The 26,005-nt window shown below is 37.9% G+C and carries 24 protein-coding genes; 11 read left to right on the top strand and 13 right to left on the bottom strand.

What is annotated here, in order from left to right; translation table 11 throughout:
* Positions 1-61: 61 nt before the first annotated feature.
* A complete protein-coding gene (locus FXV91_RS04675) occupies positions 62-970 on the top strand; it encodes a hypothetical protein (protein ID WP_229388895.1) in 909 nt (302 codons plus the stop codon).
* Positions 971-1,290: 320 nt separating this feature from the next.
* Positions 1,291-4,413 (top strand): hypothetical protein, encoded by a 3,123-nt coding sequence (locus tag FXV91_RS04670; RefSeq protein WP_229388893.1) that lies wholly within the window; start codon positions 1,291-1,293, stop codon positions 4,411-4,413.
* Positions 4,414-5,402: 989 nt separating this feature from the next.
* On the opposite strand, the gene FXV91_RS04665 is transcribed toward FXV91_RS04670, so the two are convergent.
* Genes FXV91_RS04665 through FXV91_RS04655 form a run of 3 tightly spaced genes read right to left on the bottom strand, consistent with a single transcriptional unit; the run spans position 5,403 to position 6,096 of the window.
* Complete coding sequence (locus FXV91_RS04665) at positions 5,403-5,645, bottom strand: type II toxin-antitoxin system HicB family antitoxin (RefSeq protein WP_229388891.1); 243 nt, start codon at positions 5,643-5,645, stop codon at positions 5,403-5,405.
* 3 nt (positions 5,646-5,648) lie between these two features.
* Positions 5,649-5,843, bottom strand: coding sequence for a type II toxin-antitoxin system HicA family toxin (locus FXV91_RS04660; RefSeq protein WP_229388889.1), 195 nt, complete (start codon positions 5,841-5,843; stop codon positions 5,649-5,651).
* Between the two features lie 22 nt (positions 5,844-5,865).
* Positions 5,866-6,096: a type II toxin-antitoxin system HicB family antitoxin gene (locus FXV91_RS04655; RefSeq protein ID WP_229388887.1), complete on the bottom strand. Its 231-nt coding sequence runs from the start codon at positions 6,094-6,096 to the stop codon at positions 5,866-5,868.
* A 464-nt stretch (positions 6,097-6,560) separates the two neighbouring features.
* On the opposite strand from FXV91_RS04655, the gene FXV91_RS04650 reads away from it, so the two are divergent.
* Entirely contained in the window at positions 6,561-6,866 is a 306-nt protein-coding gene (locus tag FXV91_RS04650; protein ID WP_229388885.1) for a nucleotidyltransferase family protein, read from the top strand.
* Positions 6,867-6,920: 54 nt separating this feature from the next.
* The gene (locus tag FXV91_RS04645) at positions 6,921-7,214 is read left to right on the top strand and encodes a DUF86 domain-containing protein (protein ID WP_229388883.1); all 294 of its coding nucleotides are present in this window, start codon (positions 6,921-6,923) and stop codon (positions 7,212-7,214) included.
* Between the two features lie 212 nt (positions 7,215-7,426).
* Here FXV91_RS04645 and FXV91_RS04640 read toward each other — a convergent pair whose 3' ends face one another.
* The 4 genes from FXV91_RS04640 to FXV91_RS04625 all read right to left on the bottom strand — a co-directional run bounded on the left by FXV91_RS04640 (position 7,427) and on the right by FXV91_RS04625 (position 8,925).
* Complete coding sequence (locus FXV91_RS04640) at positions 7,427-7,669, bottom strand: type II toxin-antitoxin system HicB family antitoxin (RefSeq protein ID WP_229388881.1); 243 nt, start codon at positions 7,667-7,669, stop codon at positions 7,427-7,429.
* Positions 7,670-7,724: 55 nt separating this feature from the next.
* Positions 7,725-8,084 carry a DUF6516 family protein gene (locus FXV91_RS04635; RefSeq protein ID WP_229388879.1) on the bottom strand — a complete coding sequence of 120 codons (360 nt, stop codon included), beginning with the start codon at positions 8,082-8,084 and terminating at the stop codon, positions 7,725-7,727.
* Complete coding sequence (locus FXV91_RS04630; protein WP_229388878.1) at positions 8,081-8,401, bottom strand: hypothetical protein; 321 nt, start codon at positions 8,399-8,401, stop codon at positions 8,081-8,083. The genes FXV91_RS04635 and FXV91_RS04630 overlap by 4 nt, the downstream gene beginning before the upstream one ends.
* Positions 8,402-8,727: 326 nt before the next feature.
* Positions 8,728-8,925: a type II toxin-antitoxin system HicB family antitoxin gene (locus FXV91_RS04625; protein ID WP_229388876.1), complete on the bottom strand. Its 198-nt coding sequence runs from the start codon at positions 8,923-8,925 to the stop codon at positions 8,728-8,730.
* Between the two features lie 207 nt (positions 8,926-9,132).
* Between FXV91_RS04625 and FXV91_RS04620 the strand changes: the two genes are divergently transcribed.
* Positions 9,133-9,480 (top strand): hypothetical protein, encoded by a 348-nt coding sequence (locus FXV91_RS04620; RefSeq protein WP_229388874.1) that lies wholly within the window; start codon positions 9,133-9,135, stop codon positions 9,478-9,480.
* Positions 9,481-9,751: 271 nt separating this feature from the next.
* On the opposite strand, the gene FXV91_RS04615 is transcribed toward FXV91_RS04620, so the two are convergent.
* Both FXV91_RS04615 and iscB read right to left on the bottom strand, forming a co-directional pair.
* Complete coding sequence (locus FXV91_RS04615) at positions 9,752-10,585, bottom strand: TrmB family transcriptional regulator (protein WP_229388872.1); 834 nt, start codon at positions 10,583-10,585, stop codon at positions 9,752-9,754.
* A gap of 17 nt (positions 10,586-10,602) precedes the next feature.
* Entirely contained in the window at positions 10,603-11,868 is a 1,266-nt protein-coding gene (gene iscB, locus FXV91_RS04610; protein ID WP_229388869.1) for an RNA-guided endonuclease IscB, read from the bottom strand.
* A gap of 549 nt (positions 11,869-12,417) precedes the next feature.
* On the opposite strand from iscB, the gene FXV91_RS04605 reads away from it, so the two are divergent.
* Both FXV91_RS04605 and FXV91_RS04600 read left to right on the top strand, forming a co-directional pair.
* Positions 12,418-13,125 carry a methyltransferase domain-containing protein gene (locus FXV91_RS04605; RefSeq protein WP_229388867.1) on the top strand — a complete coding sequence of 236 codons (708 nt, stop codon included), beginning with the start codon at positions 12,418-12,420 and terminating at the stop codon, positions 13,123-13,125.
* 670 nt (positions 13,126-13,795) lie between these two features.
* The gene (locus FXV91_RS04600) at positions 13,796-14,122 is read left to right on the top strand and encodes an antibiotic biosynthesis monooxygenase family protein (protein WP_229388865.1); all 327 of its coding nucleotides are present in this window, start codon (positions 13,796-13,798) and stop codon (positions 14,120-14,122) included.
* Positions 14,123-14,565: 443 nt separating this feature from the next.
* Here the strand turns inward: FXV91_RS04600 and FXV91_RS04595 are convergent, their stop codons facing one another.
* Positions 14,566-14,760, bottom strand: a complete 195-nt coding sequence (locus FXV91_RS04595; RefSeq protein ID WP_229388863.1) for a CxxC-x17-CxxC domain-containing protein — start codon at positions 14,758-14,760, stop codon at positions 14,566-14,568.
* 705 nt (positions 14,761-15,465) lie between these two features.
* Here FXV91_RS04595 and FXV91_RS04590 point away from each other — a divergent pair.
* The 4 genes from FXV91_RS04590 to FXV91_RS04575 all read left to right on the top strand — a co-directional run bounded on the left by FXV91_RS04590 (position 15,466) and on the right by FXV91_RS04575 (position 21,245).
* Positions 15,466-16,377, top strand: a complete 912-nt coding sequence (locus tag FXV91_RS04590; RefSeq protein WP_229388861.1) for a Fic family protein — start codon at positions 15,466-15,468, stop codon at positions 16,375-16,377.
* Positions 16,378-16,755: 378 nt separating this feature from the next.
* A complete protein-coding gene (locus tag FXV91_RS04585) occupies positions 16,756-17,817 on the top strand; it encodes an NAD(P)-dependent alcohol dehydrogenase (protein ID WP_229388858.1) in 1,062 nt (353 codons plus the stop codon).
* Positions 17,818-18,882: 1,065 nt separating this feature from the next.
* The gene (locus tag FXV91_RS04580; protein ID WP_229388856.1) at positions 18,883-19,974 is read left to right on the top strand and encodes an RNA-guided endonuclease TnpB family protein; all 1,092 of its coding nucleotides are present in this window, start codon (positions 18,883-18,885) and stop codon (positions 19,972-19,974) included.
* Between the two features lie 1,109 nt (positions 19,975-21,083).
* Positions 21,084-21,245, top strand: a complete 162-nt coding sequence (locus FXV91_RS04575) for a hypothetical protein (RefSeq protein ID WP_229388854.1) — start codon at positions 21,084-21,086, stop codon at positions 21,243-21,245.
* 381 nt (positions 21,246-21,626) lie between these two features.
* Here the strand turns inward: FXV91_RS04575 and FXV91_RS04570 are convergent, their stop codons facing one another.
* The 3 genes from FXV91_RS04570 to FXV91_RS04560 form a co-directional block, all read right to left on the bottom strand.
* Positions 21,627-22,523 carry a hypothetical protein gene (locus FXV91_RS04570; RefSeq protein ID WP_229388852.1) on the bottom strand — a complete coding sequence of 299 codons (897 nt, stop codon included), beginning with the start codon at positions 22,521-22,523 and terminating at the stop codon, positions 21,627-21,629.
* Between the two features lie 505 nt (positions 22,524-23,028).
* On the bottom strand, positions 23,029-23,685 hold the full coding sequence (locus FXV91_RS04565; RefSeq protein ID WP_229388850.1) for a hypothetical protein: 657 nt from the start codon (positions 23,683-23,685) through the stop codon (positions 23,029-23,031).
* 475 nt (positions 23,686-24,160) lie between these two features.
* Positions 24,161-25,276, bottom strand: a complete 1,116-nt coding sequence (locus FXV91_RS04560; RefSeq protein ID WP_229388848.1) for a hypothetical protein — start codon at positions 25,274-25,276, stop codon at positions 24,161-24,163.
* Positions 25,277-26,005 lie beyond the last annotated feature (729 nt).

Here is a 26,005-nt window from a genome sequence, read left to right as displayed (position 1 = left end):
ATAACAAACAATTGTTGGAAATTAGAAACACTACTCAAAGAGAAAGCTGAAGGTCAATATTTTGAACGAAACTACTAAAGAGACAGTTTCTCCAAGAACTAACAATTCAAATTGGATTTCAACGGTTATTTTAAGGCTAGAAAGAGGACATTGTTATTCAGAAGAGATTTCAAAAGAGATTAATTTTCAAATATTATCTAATGTTATATCCGATATTCTAAATGAAGTTGAAGGCGATGGAATAATACTGTTTCCAGCGGGTTTGATAAATGCAGGTAAGGATAGAGCAAAAGTATACAAGGAAATTGTGAGACACATAACTCCTCTACTTAAAATGGAAAAAAGAAATGTTTTTGTCTGTATTGGTATAGTTGGAGACCAGAAGGATGGATTATATGGAGATCAGATTGCTCTGGCAATAGATAAAAATGGTATTCAAGCCGCAGGTAAAAAATTTTGTCTAACAAAAAAAGAAAAAGGGTATGTAACTCCAGCAGATAATTATTTAGTTGGGGAAGATGGTTTTTCACGTACTTTTGCCCTAAATGGCGTAAGATATTATTTAAGTGTTTGTTATGACATTTTTGGGTTAAAAGAAGGTGGAATCGAAAACAAAAACACAGATGTTATTTTAAACCTTGTGCACTGTTTTTGTCCAAAAGGCAGAAAAGATATGGAGTGTGAAGAAAAAAGCGGAGTTTCTTCAGGAGATAGTTATTATGCCAGACATGGTTTTGGAGGTGCATCAAAAAAATGGGCTTGTCCTGTATTTGGTGCGGCTGTTTTCTTTGGCCGTAAAGTCCCCGAAAAATGGCCCTCTGGCGTAATGTGGAACGGAGGAGATAAAAGTACCAAATATTGTAACTACAAAGAAATTTCTTTACAACCAACTATTTCTTTACAACCAACTGATAAATTTAATAAAAACATAAATGAATGTACAGCTCACATCAGAATTTATTGCAGCTGATTTTTTGTGATAATAATTCTATCGTTAGTAATGCCCAGTCCTATTCTCTATTTCCGTTTTTTGATCTATTTTTTGATTTTTTAGATAAATTCTGAAGCTGTTAGTTAATACGTTATTCTAGTAACCGGGGCACTCACCGGTCGACGGAGGAGACCGGCTTTTCTTAAACAAAATAGAAAGTGTTTTATTTTTCCATATGAAAGAAAGTTGTTGCTTAGAAATTTGATCAAAACAATATAATCCCATTAAAAATAATTCTAAAACCTCCAGCCTGAAAAATGGGGTCTTAACCAAAAAATTTCTGTTTATGAGGAAAACCTATGGTATTAGATAAAATAAGAAATTTTTGTCAAAATTATAAAGTGAGTCTAGAACCTAAGGTCTCCATCAAACCTTCTATAACTCTTTTTGGAATACTTTCGTTTGAACTGTTAGAAATCGAGCCAAAAGATGCTGTTGAGTTAGAAGTGGCAGATCCTGATAACTGGAGCCCGGAAATTAAAAGCAAGATCAGTGACTACCTAGAAAAAATATTAGATATATCGTTGGAAGAATACAGTTCACAACTGAAAAAAGAATTAAAGACGACTAAAATCGATCTGATTGAATCTATATTAGAAGGTGTTGAAAAAAGCATTAAAGAAAATCCTTTACTTACGCTGGAAGAATTTGAGTCAAGAACAGAAAACAGAGACATTTGTGGTCAGAGATATTCATGCTTTGTAGGTAGGCAAGATGATTTAAATGTACTGAAGGATTTTCTTACAATTTCTTCTAATAAAATATTGGTACTTACTGGACTTGGGGCAGTAGGAAAAACGAGATTGAGTATAGAGTTTGCTCGACTTGTGAAACGCGAAATGGAGGATTGGGATGTTTATTTTATTCATCGTGAGAACAATTTTAATAGATTTCATGCAAGAAAATATACATTACTAATTTTGGATGAAACATCAAGGTATCCAGAAATTGAAAAAAGCAAACTTATTGATTTTGTCTTGCATCCTCCCAAAGAATCCAGTGATATGAAACTCATACTTATTGAAAGACCGATTTTCAAAGATTCAATTGAAAGTGAGTTAAGGGAAAGGTATGCAAGTTTCACCAATCTCCATCTAGAAAAAGGGGAAATTGCCGAATGGTATGCAAGTTTCACTAATCTCCATCTAGAAAAAGGGGAAATTGCCGAATTTCTACAACAAAATTTAGATGTGAATGCTATAATTTACACTGAGTATTTCAAAGAGAAAGGTAAAATTAACGAATCAAAAAATATTTTGGCTCATAGAGTCGAAAAGTATGCCAATGATATTTGCAAGAGGTCTTCATACAGAATAGAGGAAGTAAAACTAGCTCTTTCAAGAATCTCTTTAATAACACCTATCCGATGGTCAGAAGACAAAGAATTTTTGAAAATGTACAAAAAAGATCTCGATGTTGTAGAAGAAATAATTCGGCTCTCCGATAGCAAAAATTTAGACATTTTCTTTTACAGGCAGAATCCTACTAATAAAAATTCTAATATTGAGTATGATTTCAGATATGACCCTATGGCAAATTTTCTAAGGGCAGAGTATATTGAGAAAGACGAATCAACAGATTGGATTCAAAGACACATCTCCCATTTCCCTTATAGAATGGCATATAATCTTTTTTTGATCCAAAGATATTATCCCAGTTATTTCCAAAAGGTATCTCAAAATATATCTGATATATGGGTAAGTATTAACAGTTCAAAAGGAAATAACCTTGAGTACTTTAAAGCTTTTCTATTTTTCACAAGTAAATTCTTACAGTCCAATTCGCAATCACTTGAGGAACTCAACCTTAAACATTTCATTGATTCATATAACTTTGTATCTTCATCAAAGTGTGAGCATGAAGTTAGCTCTTATTTTACAATGACTCTTGCAAATTTGGTAGCTTTATGTGGACGAGCTGAGCGATTTGAAGACATAAGCAATTGCTTGAAGGAAATGAGAGAACTGTATATAAAATGTCCCGAAAATGTGGCAGAAAACCTAGCAAGCGGCTTGATTAATGCAATTCTTGGTTATGGCGGTGCTGGACGATTTGAAGACGTAAGTGATTGCTTGAAAGAAACGGGAGAGCTTTATGCTAAACATCCAAATGATGTAACAGAGATATTTGGAAAAGGATTAACTAATGCAATTTATTATTATGGCAGTGCTGGGCAATTTGAAGACGTAAGCGATTGCATAAAGAAAATGAAGGAACTTTATAAAAACCATCCACAGAATGTAGCAAAAGAATTTACATGCGGCTTGAAAAATGCAGTTTGTTATTACGGCAGTGCTGGACAATTTGAAGATTTAAGTAACTGCCTGAAGCAAGTGAGAGAGCTTTATTCTAAACATCCAAATGATGTGGCAAAGGAGTTTGCAGGAGGATTGACTAATGCAATCCTTGGTTATGGCAATGCTGGCAGATTTAAAGATGTAAGTGATTGCATAAAGGAAATGAGAAAACTTTATCTAAAACATCAAAAGGATGTAGCAGAAGAACTTGCAAATGGATTGACTAATGCAATTCTTGTTTATGGAAGTGCTGGACAATTTGAAGATGTAAACAATTGCCTGAAGGAGATTAGAGAAGTTTATACAAAATATCCAAAGGATGTGGCAGAAAAACTGGCAAACGGTTTAACAAATGCAATTAGTCGTTATGGCAGTGCTGGACGATTTGACGATGTAAACGATTGTCTGAATGAAATGGAAGAACTTTATGTAAAATATCCAGACAATATAGCAGAAAAACTGGCAAGTGGCTTGATTAATGCAATTAAGTACTATAGCAGTGCAAACCGATCTGACGATTTAAGCGATTGCCTAAAGAGAATGAGAGAACTTTATACAAAACATCCCCCGAATGTGGGAAAAAAACTCGCATGCGGCTTGATTAATGCAATTGGTTTTTATGGCAGTTCCGGGTTATTTGAAGATATGAGATATTGCCTAAAGGAAATGGAAGAACTTTATACAAAAGATCCGGGGAATGCAACAGAAGAATATCCACAAGGATTGTACAATGCGATAAGTCATTATGGCAGTGCGGGACGATTTGAAGAGATGAAATATTGCCTAAAGGAGATGAAAGGACTTTATATAAAATCTCCAGAGAGTATAGCAGAACTATTTGCAAAAGGATTGTACAATGCAATTTATCGTTATGATATTTCCGGACGATTTGACGATGTAAATAATTGCCTGGAGGAAATGAAAGAAATTTATACAAAATATCCGGAGAATGTGGCAAAACCACTTGCAAAAGGATTGATTAGTGCAATTAATTATTATAACAGTATTGGGCGATTTTACGATTTAAACGATTGCCTGAAGGAAATGAAAGAACTTTATACAAAATATCCAAAGTTTGTGGCAGAAGAATATGCAAGTGTTGCTCGTGTATTTGGAGTTATTTAGAAAGAGAAATCACATAAAAATGAGACTATCTTCAAATGTGTAAAAGTTTTGTAGTAGGCAATAGGATCAGGACACAAAAAAATTACTAATGACAACATTTGTCGTATGCTTGTTACAGATTACTTTTTAAAACGATCCTTATAAATATATTGTTAAATCACCAAATAATCGGCCCTGCAAAGTGCCCCTTCGAAAGCTGCAAAAATCACGGGTTTTTCAATTTCACTTTTCTTGACATTACCTAACAAACATATTCGGGGAAGATTTAAGCAGACCGCCGGCAGAAAAAATATATTTCCCAAGAATTGGAATTATAAGAAGAGTTTTCATTCCATATTCAGCGGTCCAGTTTCGGATACTTTTGAATACTTAAAGCTGGGGAAATGTTTAAAAAACATTAGAAGGAAGACACTAAATTTTAGTTTCTAATGAGTTCATGCTTATTTATCTGAATTTTAAAATTGCCATGTATCTGTCTCTGAATTAGGAGTTTATAACAGGTAATACCCATTTTACCAAAATTGTGAGAATAGCAAATATAATAATAAGCCAAATTACCCAACCAGGCAAATTTTCGGGTGTGTCAACCATAATAATAGATATTTCAGAATCATATAAAAAGACGTATAGATGGATGAAGATGGATGACTCCAACTTACCTTTTTCGAATCAATTTTGAGTTACCTGGAAAGGGTAAGGAGAAATTTTCACCTCTTATTAAGCGATCCATTTTCTGGCTACTTTCTTTAGTTTATAATTAACTTGAAAAAGTCCCTTAAATCAAAAAATCTTCCCGAGAGGTAAAGAATCGATTAATCTAAAGAAGCCCTGCAAAGTGCCCCTTCTAAAGCTGTAAAAATCACGGGTTTTTGGTTCTCTTTTCCCTATTTTTTCTTAACAAACGTATTCGGGGAACATTTAAGCAGACCGCCGACAGGAAAAATATATTTCAATTTACTTAAAAAGAGATTAAAAATTAGAAAGCCAACTTATACAACTTCAGAACCCGTAAAGGGCTTTTCAGTAATAGTCACATACTCGGCAAAGGATTCTGATTCCGGTATGGGTAAATTATCCTCAAGCAGTCCTTGCACGTGCATTTCAATGGCTTCATATATATTTTTCTCTGCCTCCTCTCGCGTGGAGCCGGTAGCTACACAGCCTGGGAGGTCAGGTGAATATGCTGAATAGTTATTATTTGCTTTTTCGATTACAACGAGGAAACGGTGCATGATTTAGTCCTCCATTTTTAACTGCGCTTGTTTTAATATACTGTTCAATGTCCCTGAAGCAAGATCATCTCCACCATGGCCCGCAATCGTTACCCTGCCTGGTTTAGCAGAATGCTTATATTGCCGGTGGCTACCTTTTGTTGCAACCAGATACCAACCATCGGCTTCAAGAAGCTTTATGACCTCACGTACTTTCATTTCAATCTGTCTTCATGGATATTTAAATGTAATTCGAAAACTTGCGGAATCCAGGCAGATGAAGTCTATTTCTTAATCTGATAACGATCCATTCATCAATAACTTCTTCCAGATTTCTGCGGCATTCTTCAAGGGTCTTGCCTGTAGCCCACACACCCTCAAGTTCTGGAACTTCTCCATAATAAGGTTCTTCGTCATCGATGATTTCATATTTTGCCCTTTCAAGAGCTGCGTGGATGTACTGGATAAGCATGATTACACCTTTCCGAATGTGGTATATCTAGTTTTATGCTGTTTAAATCTTATATATATTCTGTGGATCGGATGATTAAGTTTTGGTTTACTGTTGTTGACCGATGAAGAAAATGCCTCTTTCTAAATCATGACGATTTTTTTCTTATCCATAACTCACCTAAAAAATGTCACTTGGTTCGAGGAAAACCTCCCTCAAAGGAAAATAATCACTTAATCTGAAGAAGCCCTGCAAAGTGCCCCTTCTAAAGCAGCAGAAATCACGGCTTTTTTAATTTCACTTTTTTTAACTTTATCTTAACAAACGTATTCTGGGTAGATTTAAGCTGACCGCCGGCAGGAAAAATATATTTCAATTGAATTGAAAGATTAAACAGGAGATTTCACTCTCCTTCTTTAGTAATTATAAATACTACAACCGCAGAATACTATAACATATCAAAGAGAATGACAGAGCCTGAAAAAATGTCAGAAAACCGAAAAGAAACTGACAGCTACATTCAGAAACTTCACGAAATGCTTCCCGAGCTTAAAGAAAAGTATCATGTCAGTTATCTGGGGATTTTTGGTTCTTACGTTCGAGGAGAACAGAAACCGGGAAGCGATCTGGATATACTTGTTGAGTTCAGCAAAACTCCTACTATTTTTAAATTTGTCAACCTTGAAAACTACCTTTCGGACGCTCTGGGCGTTAAGGTGGACCTGGTTATGAAAGATGCGTTGAAGCCGAATATAGGCAAACATATCCTGAATGAAGTTGAAGCCGTCTGAAGAGGGATTGAGATTCGCGAAGCAAAAGACTATATTCAGGACATCTATAATGCAATGGAAGCAGCAGAAGAATTTGTTAGCGGCTGGACATTCGAAGATTTTGCTGCCGACCGTAAAACCCAGTTTGCAGTAATCAGGGCTCTGGAAATCATTGGCGAAGCAACAAAGAATATCCCATATGAAGTACGAGAAAAGTATCCCTTTGTTCCATGGAAAGATCTTGCAGGGATACGGGACAAATTAATCCACGCTTACTTTGGAGTTAATCTGAAAGTAGTTTGGTTATCTGTTAAAGAGGGTATTTCCGAAGCAAAACCGGACATCAAACGAATACTGGATGAAATGTGAATCAGAAAAATCCCTCCCAGAGGAAAGCATCGCTTAATCTAAAGAAGCCCTGTAAAGTGCCCCTTCTAAAGCTGAAAAAATCACGGGGTTTTTGTTCTCTTTTCCCAATTTTTTCTTAACAAACATATTCGGAGAACATTTAGGCAGACTGCCGGTAGGAAAAATATATTTCGAATGAATTAAAAAGTGATTAGTACCGAATTTTGTACAATTTACACAATTTCAGAACCGGTAGAGGGTTTTTCAGCAAGAGCCACATACTCGGCAAAGGATTCTGATTCTGGAATAGGTAAATTGTCCTCAAGCAGTCTCTGTACGTGCATTTCAATAGCTTCGTAGATATTTTTCTCTGTTTCCTCTCGGGTGGAACCGGTAGCTACACAGCCCGGAAGGTCAGGGGAATATGCTGAATAGTTGTTGTTTGCTTTTTCGATTACAACGAGGAAACGGTGCATGATTAGCCCTCAATTTTTAATTTTGGTTTACTTGGAAAGATGAAAATCAGTTGCTTCACATGCCTGAACTCAGCAGTTTTTCCACTTCACGAAGGATGTCTTCTATAAAGATTTCGGAAGACTCTTTTGGCTCCATATCATTTCCCTGATGGACATGGTAAGGAAACGTTTTAAGATCTTTCCAGTGAGGAGAATTATCCCAGCGTTTTACCATTTCATCCCCTTTTTGAAGGTGGTAGGAGTATCGTCTAAAGTCTGGTCCCGAGCTTTCATTAATCTGCAATGTATAACCACCTTTGAGAGTCACTGTAGCTTTCAGGGCCTGGACAGGCGGTTCAAAGATTGCTTTGATAACTTTTAATTCCAGAACAATCTCGCTGGAAGAAAGAGCAGAAACAGTTTTGCTTATTGTCATAAAAACTGTTCCCAGTACCTTGATGCTGTGACATAGCTTTCCCAGAGAATGAAATCATCCCATTCCTCAAAATCTTCTTCCCCTTCTCTCGAATGAATTCTTTTTTCAAAAGCAGAAAAGTCCATTCCATACTTCTGTTCCATTTCAGCTATTTTTTTGCCGTAGTAATCTATTTTTTGTTCAGCCTGGTCGTGAACAAGCCTCTTCAAGGCCTCCTGTTCGTCTTTATACAGGCCTGCTTTTACCATGTCACTGATAGGCTCAAAGACTTTTCTGGGGACTTTTACATACTCAATAGCATCTCCCAAGAGTACCACCTGGTTATCATTTTGTTTGTCCTATCTTAAATATATCTGTTAATTCGATACTTCTTTATTTCCCTCTTTTCTCTATTTTCCTCTCAAAACAGGAAAGAGATTACGGAGAAATTAACGAAAACAGTCTTCAGGGTTGCTTTACTAATGTCAGAAAGGCAGTGTCACGAATTTGCTGTAAATTCAAAGTAAAGTTATTGTGTACTGTGGGGAAAATGGATCTTTTGATATGGAATTTTTGACTCAAAAACTTATTAAAATTTGTGATTTTACAGAAAAATCGGCACACTGCCGTCAGAAAAGATTGATTTGATTCCGCAAAGCTAAATTTACAGGAAATTTGCTTCAAAGGAATTATGCAGTTCATCTCCTTCGAAGGATTCCAGGCAGGCCTGAATAGCTTCTTTAATATTTTCAATAACTTCTTCTACAGTATCTCCTTGCGAAAAACAGCCTGGCAAACCGGGGCAGCTGGCAATAAATCCCCCAACTTCTTCGTCTTCCTCAAGGATAATTTTGAACCGCATAGACCGATTATAAGGCTTTTTGCTTAATATTTGTATGGGTGAAAGGATCTGATATTCGGATATATTTCATGAAAATATAACATTTGAAAAAATATCGCTTGAATCAGAAAAATCCCTTCCAGAGGAAAGAATCGATTAATCTAAAGAAGCCCTGCAGAGTGCCCCTTATAAAGATTCAAGTTCATGACATTGTGTAGCAATATTTTTATGCAAGAAAGGACAGTCAAAATTATGGATTTCACAGGGACGTGGCACATTTATGAGATGGAACTATGGGATGAGGACTATTTCAATATGGACGTTCAGGCTTATATTATGATAGAGCCAGACAACATGGGGTATTTTCAGTTTGGCTTAGTTTATGGTGATATCGACGGAAGGATCGTTGAATATGCTGATGGCAAAAGATTTGAATTCACCTTTGAAGGAAATGAGGAGTGCGACCATGTCTTTGGTAGTGGTTGGATCAGGATAAAAGAGAAGGACGTAATGGAAGGCGAGTTTAGATTTCATCGCGGAGACAGTTCTACCTTTTTAGCAAGGAGAGCAAAATAAAATCAGATAATCGAAAAAAGGTCCTACAAAATGCCCTTTATAAAGATACAAAAATCAAGGGTTTTTCAATTTCGCTTTTCTTAATCCTTTTCCTTAACAAACGTATTCGGGGAAGGTTTAAGCAGCCGCTGGCAGGAAAAATATATTTTAACTGAATTGAATATAGAAGACGAACTTTCATTCAATTTTAAGTAATTTACTTTCATCTTTAGGAAAAAGAGGCAAAAACTAATAGAAAAATTGAAATTTACGGATATCTTTGCAAGTCAAGTTAGAGAAACAATTCACCCTTTGTCCAAAGTTCATCAAATTTTGTCTTGAATTGCTTTGCATATGATTCATCATATATTCTTGTCATACCGAGATTTCTACTCATATTGAACTGGTCTTCAATATCGATCAGGGTTATCTTAGAATCAATGATTGTAAAATTGTATTCGGTTTCTAAAATTCTTACTTCCATCAGATCCTTAAAATAGCGTTTAAATGACAGATCTTCTATTGAATCAATAAGCTCTTTTAATGATGGCAGTAATTGTGATCCCGGATCTAAAATTTTAACTTTTACGCCACGCTGTACTAAACTCAAATAAGCTTTGCTAAAGGTGGATACCGAGGCATCATATAGCTTCGATCCTCCAGGCTTGTACTTAATATGAATTACAACACATATTTCATGCTCGATTTTCTCAAAAAATGAATCCACCATTTCATTTAGTTCATTATTACGAAATCTGTCAGGCCAGAAGACAGTTTCAACATTTTGTGGTAAATTGTCGTTGCAAAGTTCCCTTTCTATTTCATCAAATGTTTCTTTGAGGATTTTGAGCTCATTGAGTGTTTCTTCCTCTTTTCTTTTGTACATGAGTTTAAATGCGCTTTTAGGATCAACCGCCCGGTATCTCTGTGGGCGTGACGGCTGGATTTCGACAAGCTCATAGTTTTTGAGGGCTTTGAGAATCTCGTAGATCTTTCCTATAGGGACTTTCGATGCATGTGATAATTTGCTTGCTTCCATAGAATCCTGTTTTAGAAGTGTCAGGTAAACTGAACTCTCATACCTGTTCAATCCAATTTTTGCAAGTAATTTTTCATTCATCTTCATAAGCAGGAGATCCCTTCCTAGGAGGGCGAAGCCCGACAGGTGGGAGAGGAATGCGTCAACTCTACTGGAACTACTTTCTGTTCAATTAGAGTAGTTGTCCTAGCCCTCAATCGTTCACAATTTCGTTTTACATTAACACTATCATGTATTTTGTTTCCCATAACATCAGTTATAGCAAAATAACCAGTAGATCTTTTACCCTTTACAATACCAGCTCCGTGTTCAGTTTTAATAAGATCGAGTTTTCTCAACCCAAACAATTTACCAGTAGGAATTATTTTTTCTGATCTTTTCCCTGTTCTCTGCTGATAATCTCCTTTACTAACATGTTTTTTAAGATAGAGAATATCTTCAAGTTTCACTTTTTGATCGTTACAGCATATTGAAACAGCATCAAAATAATGTGTTTTTGGAAGCTCTAAGATTTGTTCTCTTTTGAATTTCGTTTCGTATCCAAAAGTTTCTATGAAATTCCAATCTGATTTCTTAATTTGAGATTTGATAATTCCAACTTCATTAGGATGTTTTGTTTTTGATCTTCGGTTAGAAAGTTTAAATTTTCCTCGATGCAAAGCATCGTGACAGGTATTGCAGAGACAAATAAGATTATCAGGAGAATCTGTACCTTTTTCTGATCGGAATACAATATGGTGACAGTGCAATTTAGGGTCTTTTGACTTACCCTTACAATGCTGGCAAGTATATCCATCTCTGAATAATACATATGCTTTAACATTGTAGAACCCTTTTTGATTTCCATTTTGATAACCAGTACCAAAAACACATGGATCAGTTATTTTATGAATATCAAAAGAAGCAAGTTCTACTTTCCATTCAGAAATAGGAAGAATAGATTCTACAAACCTTTTCTCTCTGAAATGTGATTCTAACTTACTCCGTAAGGATGGAGCTAATCTTCCTTCTTTTCTAGAATTGCTTCTGTTATCAAATCTTGCAGGTCGGTATCTTGTCTTTCTACTCCTTCTTGTTCTCCTATACATTGCTCTTTGTTGCATCTTTTTTGATATATCTTCTCTAAGATAAACTTCAGATTGATACAACACTTTTCCATTAGCTATGGCAGAGCAACCTACTACTTTAGAACCTGTATCCATTCCTGCAATTATAGGTTGAGTGTAGCCACTGCTACCAAAAAGTAGCTTAATCGTGAATGGTATTGTTCTAATTACCTTTGCTTTCCCTTCTTTCAACAATTTTCTTGCTTTTGAAGGTTTACAAGGCATTAGTGGTCGATTTTCTTTATTGATTACGAAAACTAACATATAGTTTTCCTCCGAAGAGTTATGTGTGTCTGATTTTGTGGAGTCAAAACCAGAATCCAACTTCCTCTCGATCTGATGTTGGAAAGTTTTGAAATGCAAGCACCGTCCATAACCCTTTAGGACTTTTAGCCGGCATCCTTAGAGCTTCAAACTGAGGCGACATTTGAAGGTAACTATATATTTTTCCACATCGGTTACCGATTTTCTTAATCTCCAATCAGCGATCTGGTCAACAAGGGCTCTTTTTCAAGCCCCTTCCTTGACCGCATAAGCGGGCAGGAAGGGGTAGTTGACCTTTTCACTACTTTTCAGTTTATTGTAGAGTAAAACGGTTATCTTTCTGAACGATATTAAGACTACTGTTCAAGCATATGAAAATGAAGTTGTTAAGTTAAAGGCTATACTGACTGAATACATTAGTTCAAACAAAAGGACGATATGTGACAAAGTTGCCTCTAAATCTATAGAAGAATGATAAGTAACAAACTCCATGGAATAATATGAGATAAATTGACTAAATATGGAATGGATTAACGAAAAGTGGTCAAGATGGTGTTTACAAAAAGTAATAAGTATGATTTTGATTTTGTTAAAGAAAACATGATGGGACCCAACTCAATGAAGATTCTTGAGGAAGTATCCGAATCTTTAAAGCTTGAGAAAGGCATGAGAATACTTGATCTTGGCTGTGGAAAAGGGCTGACCTCAATATTCCTGGCAAAAGAATATGATGTTACAGTTTTTGCAACTGATCTCTGGATAAGTGCAACAGATAACTATGAGAGAATTAAGTCAATGGGACTGGAAGATAAAATAATACCAATACACGCAGAAGCCCACGATTTGCCGTTTGCAAATGAATTTTTTGATGCTGCTATCTGTATAGACGCCTATAACTTTTTCGGGGCTGAAAAAGATTATCTGACAAATCATTTTGCTCCGCTTGTAAAAAAAGGAGGACAAATTGCAGTTGCAGTTCCCGGATTGAAAGAGGATTTTACGAATGGAGTTCCGGCAGAATTACAGCCGTACTGGGTCGATGATATAAATCTTTACTCCTGCGACTGGTGGTATAATTTATGGAAAACTTCCGATCTGGTAACTATTCAGGAGTGTAAAGAGTTAAATTGCTTTGAAGAAACATGGAAAGACTGGCTTATGTGTGACAACGACTTTGCTCGTAGAGATATAGGAATGATGGAAGCTGAAGGTGGAAATTACTTTAATCTGGTTTCAATCATAGCTACAAAGTTATAATTCAAAATCTTTTGAGGAGCTCTCGACCTGGCCTACAAAATTCTGTTCATTAACTTCCTTAGATCGGCATGAGGTCTTCAGGTATGTGGTTTTTGGGGAAAACAAGGTTCTATGGATTCCCATAGAACATCATCGATTTCATGGAATGACATAAGTCTATACTATAATTTCAACACAATATTAGTTTCGGGATAGATTCACTATACTAAAATTTCAAGTAAAATATAAGAATATAGTGATATTTTAAAACACAAACATGAAATTATTCAAATTACAGGCGAAAAGAAACGAAAGTACTTTTCAAGTCACATTACTTTCATTCTAAACAGATAAAGGAAAATGAGCGGTTGGAAACTGCTACTTCTTCAACTGTACGTTGCCGTGTTTTCGATTTCTTAATCATCCAGGTGTGTTTGGGAGAGGTTTAAGCAAACCGCCGGCAGAAAAAATATATTTCAAATGAACTGAAAAAGATGAGTATAGTGTCAATTTTTAAGCTTTGCAAAAATCCTCTAAGATAAAAGATCCCCATTAATTTGAACTGAATGACTGATAATTATTTTACTTATTTGTTTTCAGCCTCTTGATTATGATTTAGAGGAATTTTTCTATAAAAGACAAAACATTAAATAAAATGAATAAAAATAACTTGAGAGGGGGAGAAATTATAATGGATGAAGGAATAGTTTACTCAGTTGGATTGTGGACTGTCAAAACAGGTAAAGAGGAAGCTTTTCTAAAAACCTGGACGGATTTTGCTAATTGGACTCTGAATTATCAAAAGGGCAGTCTTAGTGTTGTAATGTTACAGGATTCGGAGCAAAAGAATCGGTTCATTTCTTTTGGTCCATGGAAGAATTTGGAAAGTTTACAAGCATGGCGTCAACGACCAGAATTTAAAGCCGCCTTTCTGAAACTCAAAGAGCTTTGCGATGAAATAAAACCAAATACCATGAAAAGTGTGATTAATATTTCCTCTGAATTTATACAAAGATAATCTTGAAGAAAACATATTAATGAAAAGTAAAACTGATTGGTTTTGCAAAGCATTTTTTCAAAAGATACGAAAATCACGAATTTTCAATTTCTCTTTTCTTAACAAACGAATTCAGGGAAGATTTAAGCAGACTGACGGCAGGAAAAAATATATTTTAATTGAATTTAAAGGGGCCGAAAAAAACTTTCTGTTCTTATTCAGCGGTCCAGTTTCAGATAGTTCCAAAAAAAATCGAATTCAATTAACAGATTTTCACGTTATTTGAAAATATTCCTTCAATGAAGACTTACCGATAAATAACAAAATTAATCAATCCTGGAAAGATCTCTTTCACAAACTGCAAAAGATCACAAGTTAAGAAAAAAAGTATGTTTCTGCGATAGTGTAGTTAAAAAAGTGGAAAAGAAATAAGTGTTGATATAACTCAGTTACACAAATAACACTTAATATCTGCGGTTTTCTCTGGGTGTCCTGTGGTTAGGAAGACAGTCCCTGCAGTAGACTGGCCTTTCAGGATCAGGTTTGAAAGGCACTTCTGTCTCAACTTTACAGTCTGAACAGGTTGTCTTGTGCATTTCTCTGGGAGCGCCGAAATTAGAATTAGAATTTCCTCTAAAGTTTCTATCATTAAAAGCCATTTTTGTTTCACCTTGTTTTAGTTTTTAGTTAATTGTTTAAAATAAGATTGTATAGAACTCTTTGATCAAAAACAAAAATTGGTTTTTAATAACAGATCATTATACGTATCTTTATTTATCAACACACATACATGGCACTTAAAATATATAAATCTATCTATAAAAATAGAAGCAAACTCTCAAATGATAACAATTTCCAGATATGGTTTGTAAAGGAGATAATAACTATTTTTTCTGATAGCTCCTGAAAACAGAATTCGGTTAACAGGTTTTCGCTTCTAAAATAATCGTCCAAATGAAAAGATACCTTCCTTACAAATCTCAAAAAAAGATTCAATACTTTCATGCTGCATACATGCACTTGATTTATCTCCTGATTGGTTAGTAAATAGCTCAGGGTCTTCAAGATGTGTACACGGTTTTGATTTGTTTTTTAATAGAAAATTGATCTCATCTTCCTTATTCCCGTCTGCAAATAAAATAAATTTTTATGGGTGAAAGGATTTGATATTGGATTTTTACTTTTTTCACAAACGTATTCAGGGGAAAGTTAAGCAAACCGTGGGCAGGAAAAATATACTATAACTGAACTGAATATATGAAAGATAACTCTTTATATCGGATAACTCAAAAATTTCCCGAGACCGATATATGCCAAGGGGCACATATCGGATATGTAAAATTATAGCCAATACCGATACTCACTTGATTGAAGAAAAACTTCTTGCACGAATAAATGAAAAAATGATGCAGCTAAACTCCCTGCGGCCCATCCCTGCAGATGTTTTAGGCAGATTGCATGAAGAGATGAGGTTAGTGCATACCTACCACTCGAATGCGATAGAAGGGAATAGGCTAACACTCCAGGAGACAAAACTTGTTCTGGAAGAAGGGCTGACTATTGGCGGAAAATCGCTCAGAGAACATCTTGAGGCGAGCAACAACGCAAAAGCTTTTGACCGGATGGTGGAACTGGCAAAGAAAAAATGTGCAATAGACCATATTATAATTCAGGAAATCCACGAAACTGTAACCAAAGGTATATTTGAGGACGCCGGAAGATACCGCACCAGAAATGTGAGGATAACAGGTGCAGTAAAATCTCCGCCCGATTGGTCGAAGATAGTAAAACTGACGGATGAACTTATCGAAAAAATAGCTGAAAGCAATGAGCATCCTATTGAAACAGCTTCCTTCCTGCATCACAGATTCGTAGAAATTCATCCGTTCAGCGATGGAAACGGACGGGTAGCCCGGCTCCTCATAAACCTGTATTTGATCTCAAGGGATTATCCTCCTGTCGTGCTCAAAAAAGAGGACAGAGGAAAATACTACAAATCCCTTAGAGCTGCAGATGCTGGAAACCTTAGACCATTTGCCAATTTCATTGCAAAAGCCGTAGATGAAAACCTGACCCTCTATCTCTCCATCTCAGGCGGAGCCGATGAACTGCTACCCCTTAAAGAACTTTCCTCGAAAACGCCTTATTCTCAGGAATATCTCAGTCTACGAGCAAGACAGGGGCTTCTGGATGCAGTAAAAATAGGAAAAACGTGGCACAGTTCAAGACGTACGGTTGAACAGTATCTATCCGAGCATGGCAAAAAGAGTGTTTGATCTTTTTTTTCTCAATCATATCAAATTTCCTTCTTTAGTAATTATAAATACTACAAACCGGACAAGTTGATCCGCGCTTACTTCGGAGTGAACATGAAAGTAGTCTGGTTATCTGTTAAAGAGGGCATTCCCGAAGCAAAACCGGATATAAAACGCATACTGCAAATTGTTGAAGGCAATTAAAAATTACGGCTTTTGTTATATTTTGCATCACCTGAGAACATTGAGGATGAAAGAAATTTTTAGAAAAAATCAGAGGTAAATAGAAAGCCTCTAATAATCCAAAATTTCTATATGTTAAAATGTAGTTGCTGCAGAATGTGGGTTACTATAAAAAACATTGGAAAATAATTATTTTGAAAAGGTTGGTGTGATAATATGAAAGGATTTGCAATGCTTGAAATTGGAAAAGTAGGCTGGATTGATACTGAAAGACCTTCAGCAGGACCATATGATGCAATCGTGAGGCCTATTGCTGTCGCGCCGTGTACATCAGATATTCATACTGTCTGGGAAGGTGCGCTTGGAGACCGCAAAAACTTGATTCTAGGACACGAAGCTGTAGGCGTTATAGAAGAAATAGGATCAGAGGTCAAAGACTTCAAACCAGGCGATAAAGTAATTGTTCCTGCAATTACACCCGACTGGCGATCCATAGAGGTGCAGGATGGAATGCCTATGCACTCAAATGGAATGCTTTCCGGATGGAAGTTTTCAAACTTCAAAAGTGGAGTCTTTGCCGAATATTTCCATGTAAATGATGCAGACATGAATTTAGCTCTACTTCCAAAAGGAATGCCCCTCGAACAGGCTGTCATGCTATCAGATATGGCAACTACTGGAATACAGGGTGCAGAAATGGCAAATATTAAAACGGGCTCTACAGTTGCAGTCATAGGAATTGGTCCTGTTGGTCTGATGGCAGTGGCAGGTGCATCTATTCTTGGTGCGGGTAGGCTCATTGCAGTAGGAAGTCGGAAAGTCAGTGTTGATCTTGCTCTGGAATACGGAGCATCTGATATTATTGATTACAGAGGCGGTGGACTTGTTGAACAGATCCTTGAAAAGACGAATGGAAAAGGTGTGGACTCTGTAATCATAGCAGGAGGAAATGAAAACACAATTTCAGACGCAGTCAAAATTGTAAAACCTGGAGGAACGGTATCAAACGTCAACTACTACGGAACCGGAGACACGCTTCCTATTCCACGTATTGAATGGGGGTCGGGTATGGCTCACAAAGACATACGTGGCGGCCTGACAACCGGAGGTCGTCTGAGAATGGAAAGAATGGCAGACCTGTGTACCTACGGAAGAATAAAACCAGAAAAAATGGTCACCCATGTATTCGAAGGATTCGACAAAATGGAAGAGGCTCTCATGCTCATGAAAGAAAAACCAAGAGATCTGATCAAACCTGTTGTTCTTCTGGATGAATAAGCGAGTCAACTACCCCTCCCTAAACTCTCCGCAAAGTTCAGGGTTTTGAGGAAGGGGTATTCTCATCTTATGGGATAAATGATTGATCAGATAGGATACTTTCATGAAATCAAGAAAATGGGCTTTGATGGTGGGGAGACCATCGTTAAAGATTTTATGAGAACAGTCAGACTTCAACAGGAAATGCCTGCGGTTTTCCGTTATAATCGAGAAAGGCGAAACTGAGTGGGTGGGAACTTCTAATGCTCAAATGTACAGTTGGATTTTCGACCTCTAAAAATCGGAAAAAATGTTTCCGGCGGTTAGATTGAAGCGTCCACCCACTGAAAAATTTACTAAATCTGGATTGGTTTTGAAGGAATATTTCTATTTCGTATTTGGTAGTACCAGTTTCTAATAGCTATTATTAATCCATGATTCTCTTAAAAAACGTCGCTTGAACAAAATCTCTCCCCAGAGAATCAAAAATCTCTCCCCAGAGGGAGAGAAATCGCTTAATCTAAAGAAGCCCTGTAAAGTGCCCCTTCTAAAGCTGTAAAAATCACGGGTCTTTTGTTCTCTTTTCCCAATTTTTTCTTAACAAACGTATTCTGGGAACATTTAAGCAGACCGCCGGCAGGAAAAATATATTTCAATTGATTTGGTGGTTGGGGAAGATTTTTCGTTTCTTATTCAGCAGTCCAGTTTCGGATAGATCAAATAAAAAGAGGATGCGTTTAAAGGTTTTCAATTTATTTCAAAAACATCCTCAAAAAGAAAAAAATCAATTTTAAAAGATCGGTGAAAGCCAATAATGGCATGTTGTAAAAATTACGAGATTTATAATCCGTAATATCAAGTGTACATTCCGGTTGCAAATCTTACCTATTGTAAAAGTTACAGCAGATTGCAACACTTTTCGGATAGGCTCTAAGTCTCTAACGCAGGAATGGCTGTATTTTCACGGATCATAAGGAAGGAAGCCCTGTTGCTTTAGTGCAGGGAGGAATTCCGTCAACTTAACACAAGGCAGAGTAGTCCTATATGCTATTGAGTCATATACTCAATATAAAAGAGGTGAAATCTATGCTACTAACTGTCAAATCAAAACTTATAACTAATCAAGAGCAACATGACAAACTCTTAAAGACTATGGAGAAATTCAATGAAGCATGTGATTTCATCTCTGAATTTGCATACAAAAATTGGATTTTTGGAAAAATAGCTCTGCAAAAGCAAATCTACTATGAAATAAGAGAAAAGTTTGGACTGTTTGCACAAATGGCTGTTAGAGCCATCGGTAAAGTCGCAGAAAGTTATAAGGTAAAYAAAGATTCRGTTCATGTTTTTGATCCGCATGGTGCGATTGTATATGATCAAAGAATACTGTCCTATAAATCAGCAGATGAAATTTCTATCTTAACTCTGGAAGGAAGAATTGAAGTAAAAATTCAGTATGGTGAGTATAGAAAGCTGGAAGCTAACAGGGTAAAAGGACAGGCTGATCTTATCTAYAAAAATGGAATTTTYTATCTGATGATAGTAGTAGACCTTCCAGATGCAGAAYCAATCCTTCCAGATGATGTATTAGGTGTAGACTTAGGTGTAGACTTAGGCATCGTCAATCTGGCTACTACATCAAACGGAAAATCGTATTCAGGTGATAAGTGTACCAAAATCAGGCAAAAATACGCAAAAGTTAAAGCTGTCCTGCAATCARTAGGTACACATTCTGCAAAGAAGCATCTGRAAAAGATTARCGGAAGAGAAAGAAGATTCAAAAAAGATACCAATCATTGTATTTCAAAGGAAATTGTAAACACAGCCAAAGACACAAATCGAGCTATTGCACTTKAAGACCTTTCAGGCATTAGGGAGAGAGTAACGGTTTCAAAGGCTGTTCGTGAATCAATTGGAAAAYGGKCTTTTCTTGAATTAAGGAACTTCATYGAGTATAAAGCAAAACTGTTAGGAGTTTCGGTAGTTCCAGTTGATCCTCGAAACACTTCAAGAGAATGTTCTACTTGTGGATATATCAACAAAAAGAACAGAAAGAATCAGGCATCTTTCGTCTGCCTTGAATGTGGGAATACGGAAAATGCTGATTATAATGCGGCTAAAAATATAGCTTCTAGGGCAGTCGTCAATCTGCCTATGGTGCTCTGCTTAGGAAACTAAGACGTAGAAGCGCAAGCCCCACAGCTTTAGCGTTGAGATAGTTGACAAATACTCTGTATAACTTCAGTTATAAACACTTTGTTAATATATTTATTACATGTTGCCGCATGTCCTATTTAATGCTCTCTTGCATACAATTCTCTCGTTTTTTCTTCTAATTTATATCTGTGCTTGTTTCAAAACTACCCCTAATCACTCCAAAATAATATTTGTGAATAAGGAAACTAAGAACAATGAAACTGAATGGAACATTATTTTGGTCAAAAACATAAATAGTCGGGATTTTAAAACCAGCTTTATTGCTAAAAGTTATCCGGATAACTATATCGTCATGGCGACGGTTCTGCATAACCTACGTTGCCTCATGTTTAATAACTAAAAAAGTTGGGACAATATGAATATTAGTAAGATAACTAAGGTAAAGTTGAGAAAATTCTGAAAAATGTTAGGATTTGTTGAGATAGAATCGATGTTGTTAAACAAGGTTGAGAAAAAACTATGAGAAAAGTTTGTGAGCGGGCTTGGGGAGTTTGGGGGAATAGTTTGGGGGAATAGTTGGGGGATATGGGTTTGGGGTTATACTATGGAAAAGAGGCCCGCTCACTTAGCATGAGTAATCATACATAGTATAAATAGCTTTCTCTTATATACCTCATAATTTATAATTACCGTCTTATAGTCTATTTTTTCTCAAACTGTCTACCATGACAATGTTTTTCTGGAATCCGTACAACCGGCAAAAAGACCAGGACTCTTAATCGGGCTCTTAGAATAACACTGGAAAAAGCACAGATAAGAAAGAATAGCACTGATTGTGAGTTTACTAAATCCTGGCATGGATGCATATTGGGTTCAAATCATGCCACTGTTGTGCCGACCGGAGTTTACTTCCCCAGTTTCGCTTCGGGATCAAAGGGAATCGAAAATTTTCTGAGATTTGCACTGCAAATGTAACAGTACGATATCTGTTTCACTCGTTTTACTCCCCGAGTTTCACTTCGGGAGCACAATGTATCTCCTGTCAAAACTGGCTTGACTTATATGTTAACTTTTATGGCTCCATCCTGAGTAGTATCTCCTGACAACAGTATCTTAATGATAGTATCCTTATGACAGCATGGATAATAATATCAGGTAAAAGGTATGAGGGCAGTGCAAGCAACATAGAAGATATATTGAGAGACATGCAGTATCCAGCAGAGAGAAAGGAGCAAATCACAGAGCAGACTAAAAAACAAAATGCTACTAAAGAGATAATTCAAGATCTGTAAAGCTTTCCTGATAAGTAGTATGAGTCTGACGGTTCTGTTATGGGATAACTAAAATCCACAAGTCAACAAACTGACATTTTATAGCTGCATATTACCCCACCAGTTACTGATATTTTTGTAAAAGAGTAAATACATCCAACTTAGAGGATTTCTACTAAGCCCCATTAAGGTACAGTAAAAAATACAACTCAAGATTGAAGTAAATAGCCACGTTACCAAAATATCAGTTATTCAAGGTCAACGTGGCTAATTAATCAGTCATTAAGCTTCCTCAAGGATCTCTCAAGTTGACAATTCGGGCTCGAGATATCTCGGGTATTAGACGACTGATTACAGGCGCATAATACAAAGTTCTTTTACTTTTTAAGATCCTTATCGAGTTCACTGCTGCTTTTTCTTCCCTCGTCCAGTGTCTTTTTTCTTTTCACCTTCCTCATCAGATTTAGCTTCAGCACCAGCTTCAGCTGAGGGTGAAAGCACAGATATTTCAGGAAGCCCGATACCCTTTGTGGTGTCCGTGACCGACTTGAGAGTGTCGCTTACAGTATCAGTGAGACCTCCTATACCTCCTAAAGGCCCTCCACCTCCGCCGGTCTCCTGCGGCTGCTGTGCCTGCTGCGGTTGCGGCTGTGGCTGTTCTTCAGTCTCCTTTGGCTTCTCCTCTTTTGGCTTCTTCTCCTTTGGTTTCTCCTCCTTTGGTTTCTCCTCCTTTGGCTGCTCTCCAGCCTGTCCGAGACCTCCTGTGAGACCACCCACAGCCTGTCCGAGGCCTCCTGTAAGACCACCTACAGTCTCTCCCAGGCCTCCTAAAGGCCCTCCTCCCTGCTGTGGCTGTTGTCCCTGCTGTGGCTGTTGTCCCTGCTGTGGCTGTTGTCCCTGTTGTGGCTGCTGTCCCTGTGGCTGTTGTCCCTGTTGGCCAGCTTGTCCCACAGTATCCGTGACCTTACCTACAATCTGACCTGCAGTATCTGTAACCTGTCCTGCTGTCTCTTGTACCTGTTGTCCAGCCTGTCCCGCTGTTTTCTTGGCTTGCTGTCCAGCTTGTCCTGCTGTCTCCTGTGCCTGCTGTCCAGCCTTCCCTGCTGTTTCCTGTGCCTGTTGTCCAGCCTGTCCCGCTGTTTCCTTGGCTTGCTCTCCAGCCTGCTGTTTAGCCTGTTGTGCCTGCTCTCCAGCCTGCTGTCCAGCCTGTTGTGCCTGCTGTTCAGCTTGTTCTGCAGTTTCCTCGGCTTGACCTTCAGCTTTACGAGCTTCTTCTTCTACTTGATCCTGAGCGCTCATGATACTCCCCCTTTTCTAAAGTTTTTTTTAAATTTTGAGATGATCACAGCTATTGCTTCTTCTCAATGAGTGTAATCCGAAAAACTCCTTAAATTATCGGCATTACTAGCCGTGATACCCCCGCTCATAGTACTTTATAATGATTCTATTATAATAATGAATTAATTCCTCTTAAAACCTTCCTTTAAGAAGGTTTTTGAGAACGGGGACTTGTCAATGTAAATATTTGAGATACAACTATTGATATTATAGTCATTATAGTAGAATACAGATATAGAGTAGAAGAGATATAGCTAAACTACAACCATCCAGATTAAAAAAACAAGCCAGGGATGGGGATCTACCAAATTGACAACCCGAGCTTGAGATATCTCAGGTTGAGATATCTCGGGTATTAGATGGCTGGGTACAGGCGTATAATACGCGGCTCTTTTAATTCCCCAGGCCCTTCTTAATTCACTCCTATTCTTTCTGTTCTTAGACCTCGCCTCTTTTCTTTTCACCTTTAGCTTTCGGTTCCCATGTCGAAGCTCATCCTTTTGGCAGTCTGTCTGATCTCCTCTGTGAGAGTATCCGTACTTTCCCTGATATCCTTTATGAGACCAGCCATAGTAGCCTCCCTTTTTGCATTCTCTCGCACCTGATCTGCGAGTTTATTTGTATTGTCATTGATTTCCTGTAAGAGACTAGCTATAGTTGTCTCACTCTTTGCACTCTCTCTTACGTTTTCTGCGAGTCTATCTGTACTATCCCTGATACTCTTTATGAGCTCTCCTATACCTCTCTCTCCGGCCTTACCTGCTGCCTGCTGCTGCCCCTGCTGTCCCTCCTGCTGTGGTTGCCCTCCAGCCTGCCCTGCAGTTTTCGTAACCTCTCCTGTGAGACCTTCTGCAGTCTTTGTGACATCCCCTGCGAGACCTCCTACAGCCTGTCCAAGACCTCCAGCAGTCTCCTGTGCCTGACCTAAAGCCTGTCCCGCAGTTTCCTGTGCCTGTTGTCCAGCCTGTCCTGCGGTTTCCTGTGCCTGTTGTCCAGCCTGCCCTGCAGTTTCCTGTACCTGTTGTCCAGCCTGCTGTGCTTGCTCTCCAGCCTGCCCTGCAGTTTCCTTGGCCTGACCTTCAGCTTTGCGAGCTTCACCTTCCACTTGACCCTCAGCGCTCATGATACTCCCCCTTTTCTAAAGTTTCTTTTTAAATTTTGAGATGATCACAGCTATTGCACTCTTTTAACGAATATAAACCGAAAAGTTCTGAAAATTATCGGCATTAATAGCCGTGATATCCCCACTTATAGTACTATTAATAAAGTACTATTATAATAATGAATTAATTCCTCTTAAAACCTTCCTCTAATAAGGTTTTTGAGACAGGGGACTGTTAATGCAAATTTTAGATATACTTAGTACTATACTTCTCAGTAGAGAATATGGCTAAAACATAGCTATCCAGATTAAAAAAACAAACAAGGAATGAAGATCTACCAGGTTGACAACAGAGCTTGAGATATCTCGGTTTGAGATCTCTCCGGTGTTATACGGCTGGATACAGACATACGATACATGGCTTTTTTACTTCCCGGATCCTTGGATTCTACTTCTTCTTTTTCTGCTCTATCCCTTCTACTTTTCCTTTTCACTTTTATTTTCGGACTCCACTTTGCATCCTCTTTGCAGTCTCTCTGACTTCTTCTCTGAATTTTTCTGTACTCTCCCTGAAATAATCTTCGAGGCTCCCTCTGGTCTTTGTCTCCGTGGTCTGACCGGTGACTTCTGCAGGAACTCTTGCTTCACCTGTAGGTCTGCCCGCAGTGCCCTGTACCTGTTGTGCAGTCTGACCTGCAGTCTCTTTGGGCTGCTCTCCAGTCTGCTGTAGTTGCTGCGGTTGCTGTCCTCCCTGTTGTGCTATTTGTTGTCCAGATTGTCCTGCAATATTTCCGAGACCTCCCATGATACCTCCTGCAGCCTGTCCGAGACCTTCTGTAAGACCACTTACAGTCTTTCTTATACTTCCAGGCCCTCCCTGTTCTGGCTGTTGTGACTGTTGTGACTGTTGTGACTGTTGTGATTGTTGTGGTTGTTGAGACTGTTGTGGTTGTTGAGACTGCTGTCCTCCCTGCCTTTCAGTCTCGCCTGCACTTTCTCTGATTTCCTCTGCTAGTCTTTCTGTATTCTCTCTAATATCCCTTACATGACCAGCTATAGTCACCTCTCTCTTTGCAGCCTCTCTGACTTCTCCTGCGAGTTTATTTGTATTCTCATGGATGCCCTTTACAAGACCGGCTATAGCAGTCTCACTCTTTGCGCTCTCTCTGATATTCTCTGCGAGTCTATCTGTGCTCTCTCTGATACTCTTTATGAGTTCTCCTATACCTCCAGTCTTACCTGCCGGCAGTTGGCTCTGCTCTCCGGCCTTTCCCGCAGCGTCCTGTGCCTGTTGTACAGTCTGACCTGCAGTCTCTTTGGGCTGCCCTTCAGTCTGCTGTAACTGCTGAGGCTGCTGTCCTCCCTGTTGCGTTACTTGTTGTCCAGCCTGCCCTGCAGGCTCCATGATCTGTCCTGCAGTTTCTCCAAGTCCCTCTGTGAGACCTCCTGCCGTTTTCCCTACACCCTCTGTAAGGCCTCCTAAAGTGTTGCCAAGGCCCTTTGTAAGACCACCTACAGTGTTTCCTAAACCTTCTAAAGCCTGCCCGAGACCCTCGATGGGATTTTCTTCAGTTTTTTTGGTCTCACCTTCCGCTTGTTTCTGAGCGCTCATTTTACTCCTCCTCTTCAAACGATTCTTATTGATCTTGGAGATAATCACAATTTCTCCCTAGCCTTTGTTGTAGTATCTTTGTATTACCTTTAGCTTCGCTTTTTTTTGCCTTTACAGTATCTTGAGTTTATGTGCAGTATTTCTGGTCTTACCTTTCACTCTGCGAAGCCCACTTTCCCCTTGGCTTTCAGTTCTTGTGGTATCCCCCTTCTAAAGATTCTGTTTAATCCTGAAGAATAATCAAAACTATACACTCTTTCAATAAACATCACTCTTTCAATAAACATGACCCGATGAAAAATCTCGAACTATCGGCATTGTTAGCCGTGATACCCCATTTATATTACTTAATAATCGCAATATTATAATAATATATTAATTCTTCTTAAAACCTTTCCATAATGAAGTTTTTGATAAGAAAACCTGCTCATGCAAAGAGGCGAGACTGTATGGAAGCAAATTATTATTCATAGATCTGATATTTTTTCAAATCTTTTTGATTTTCCAGATACTCGGCTTTATCAGCTGCAAGTTGAGGATAGGCAGCCTTATTCCCAAAAATCAGTTTGCAGTGTCAACGCTACTGATATGATAAAAAATTAAGTCTCCCCAAAAGAGACCCAAATTAAAGTTCGGTTCTGATCTCTCCCAAGTGTTAGACCCTTACAGGCAAATTAACGCGAGTCTTATTACTACTCTTATTACTACTCTTATTACTGATCCTTCTCA

The organism is Methanosarcina sp. DH2 (genome assembly GCF_020804225.1).
Classification (GTDB): Archaea; Halobacteriota; Methanosarcinia; order Methanosarcinales; family Methanosarcinaceae; genus Methanosarcina.
The sequence above is the reverse complement of the archived record's forward strand: the minus strand, read 5'-3'. Positions and strand labels throughout refer to the sequence as shown.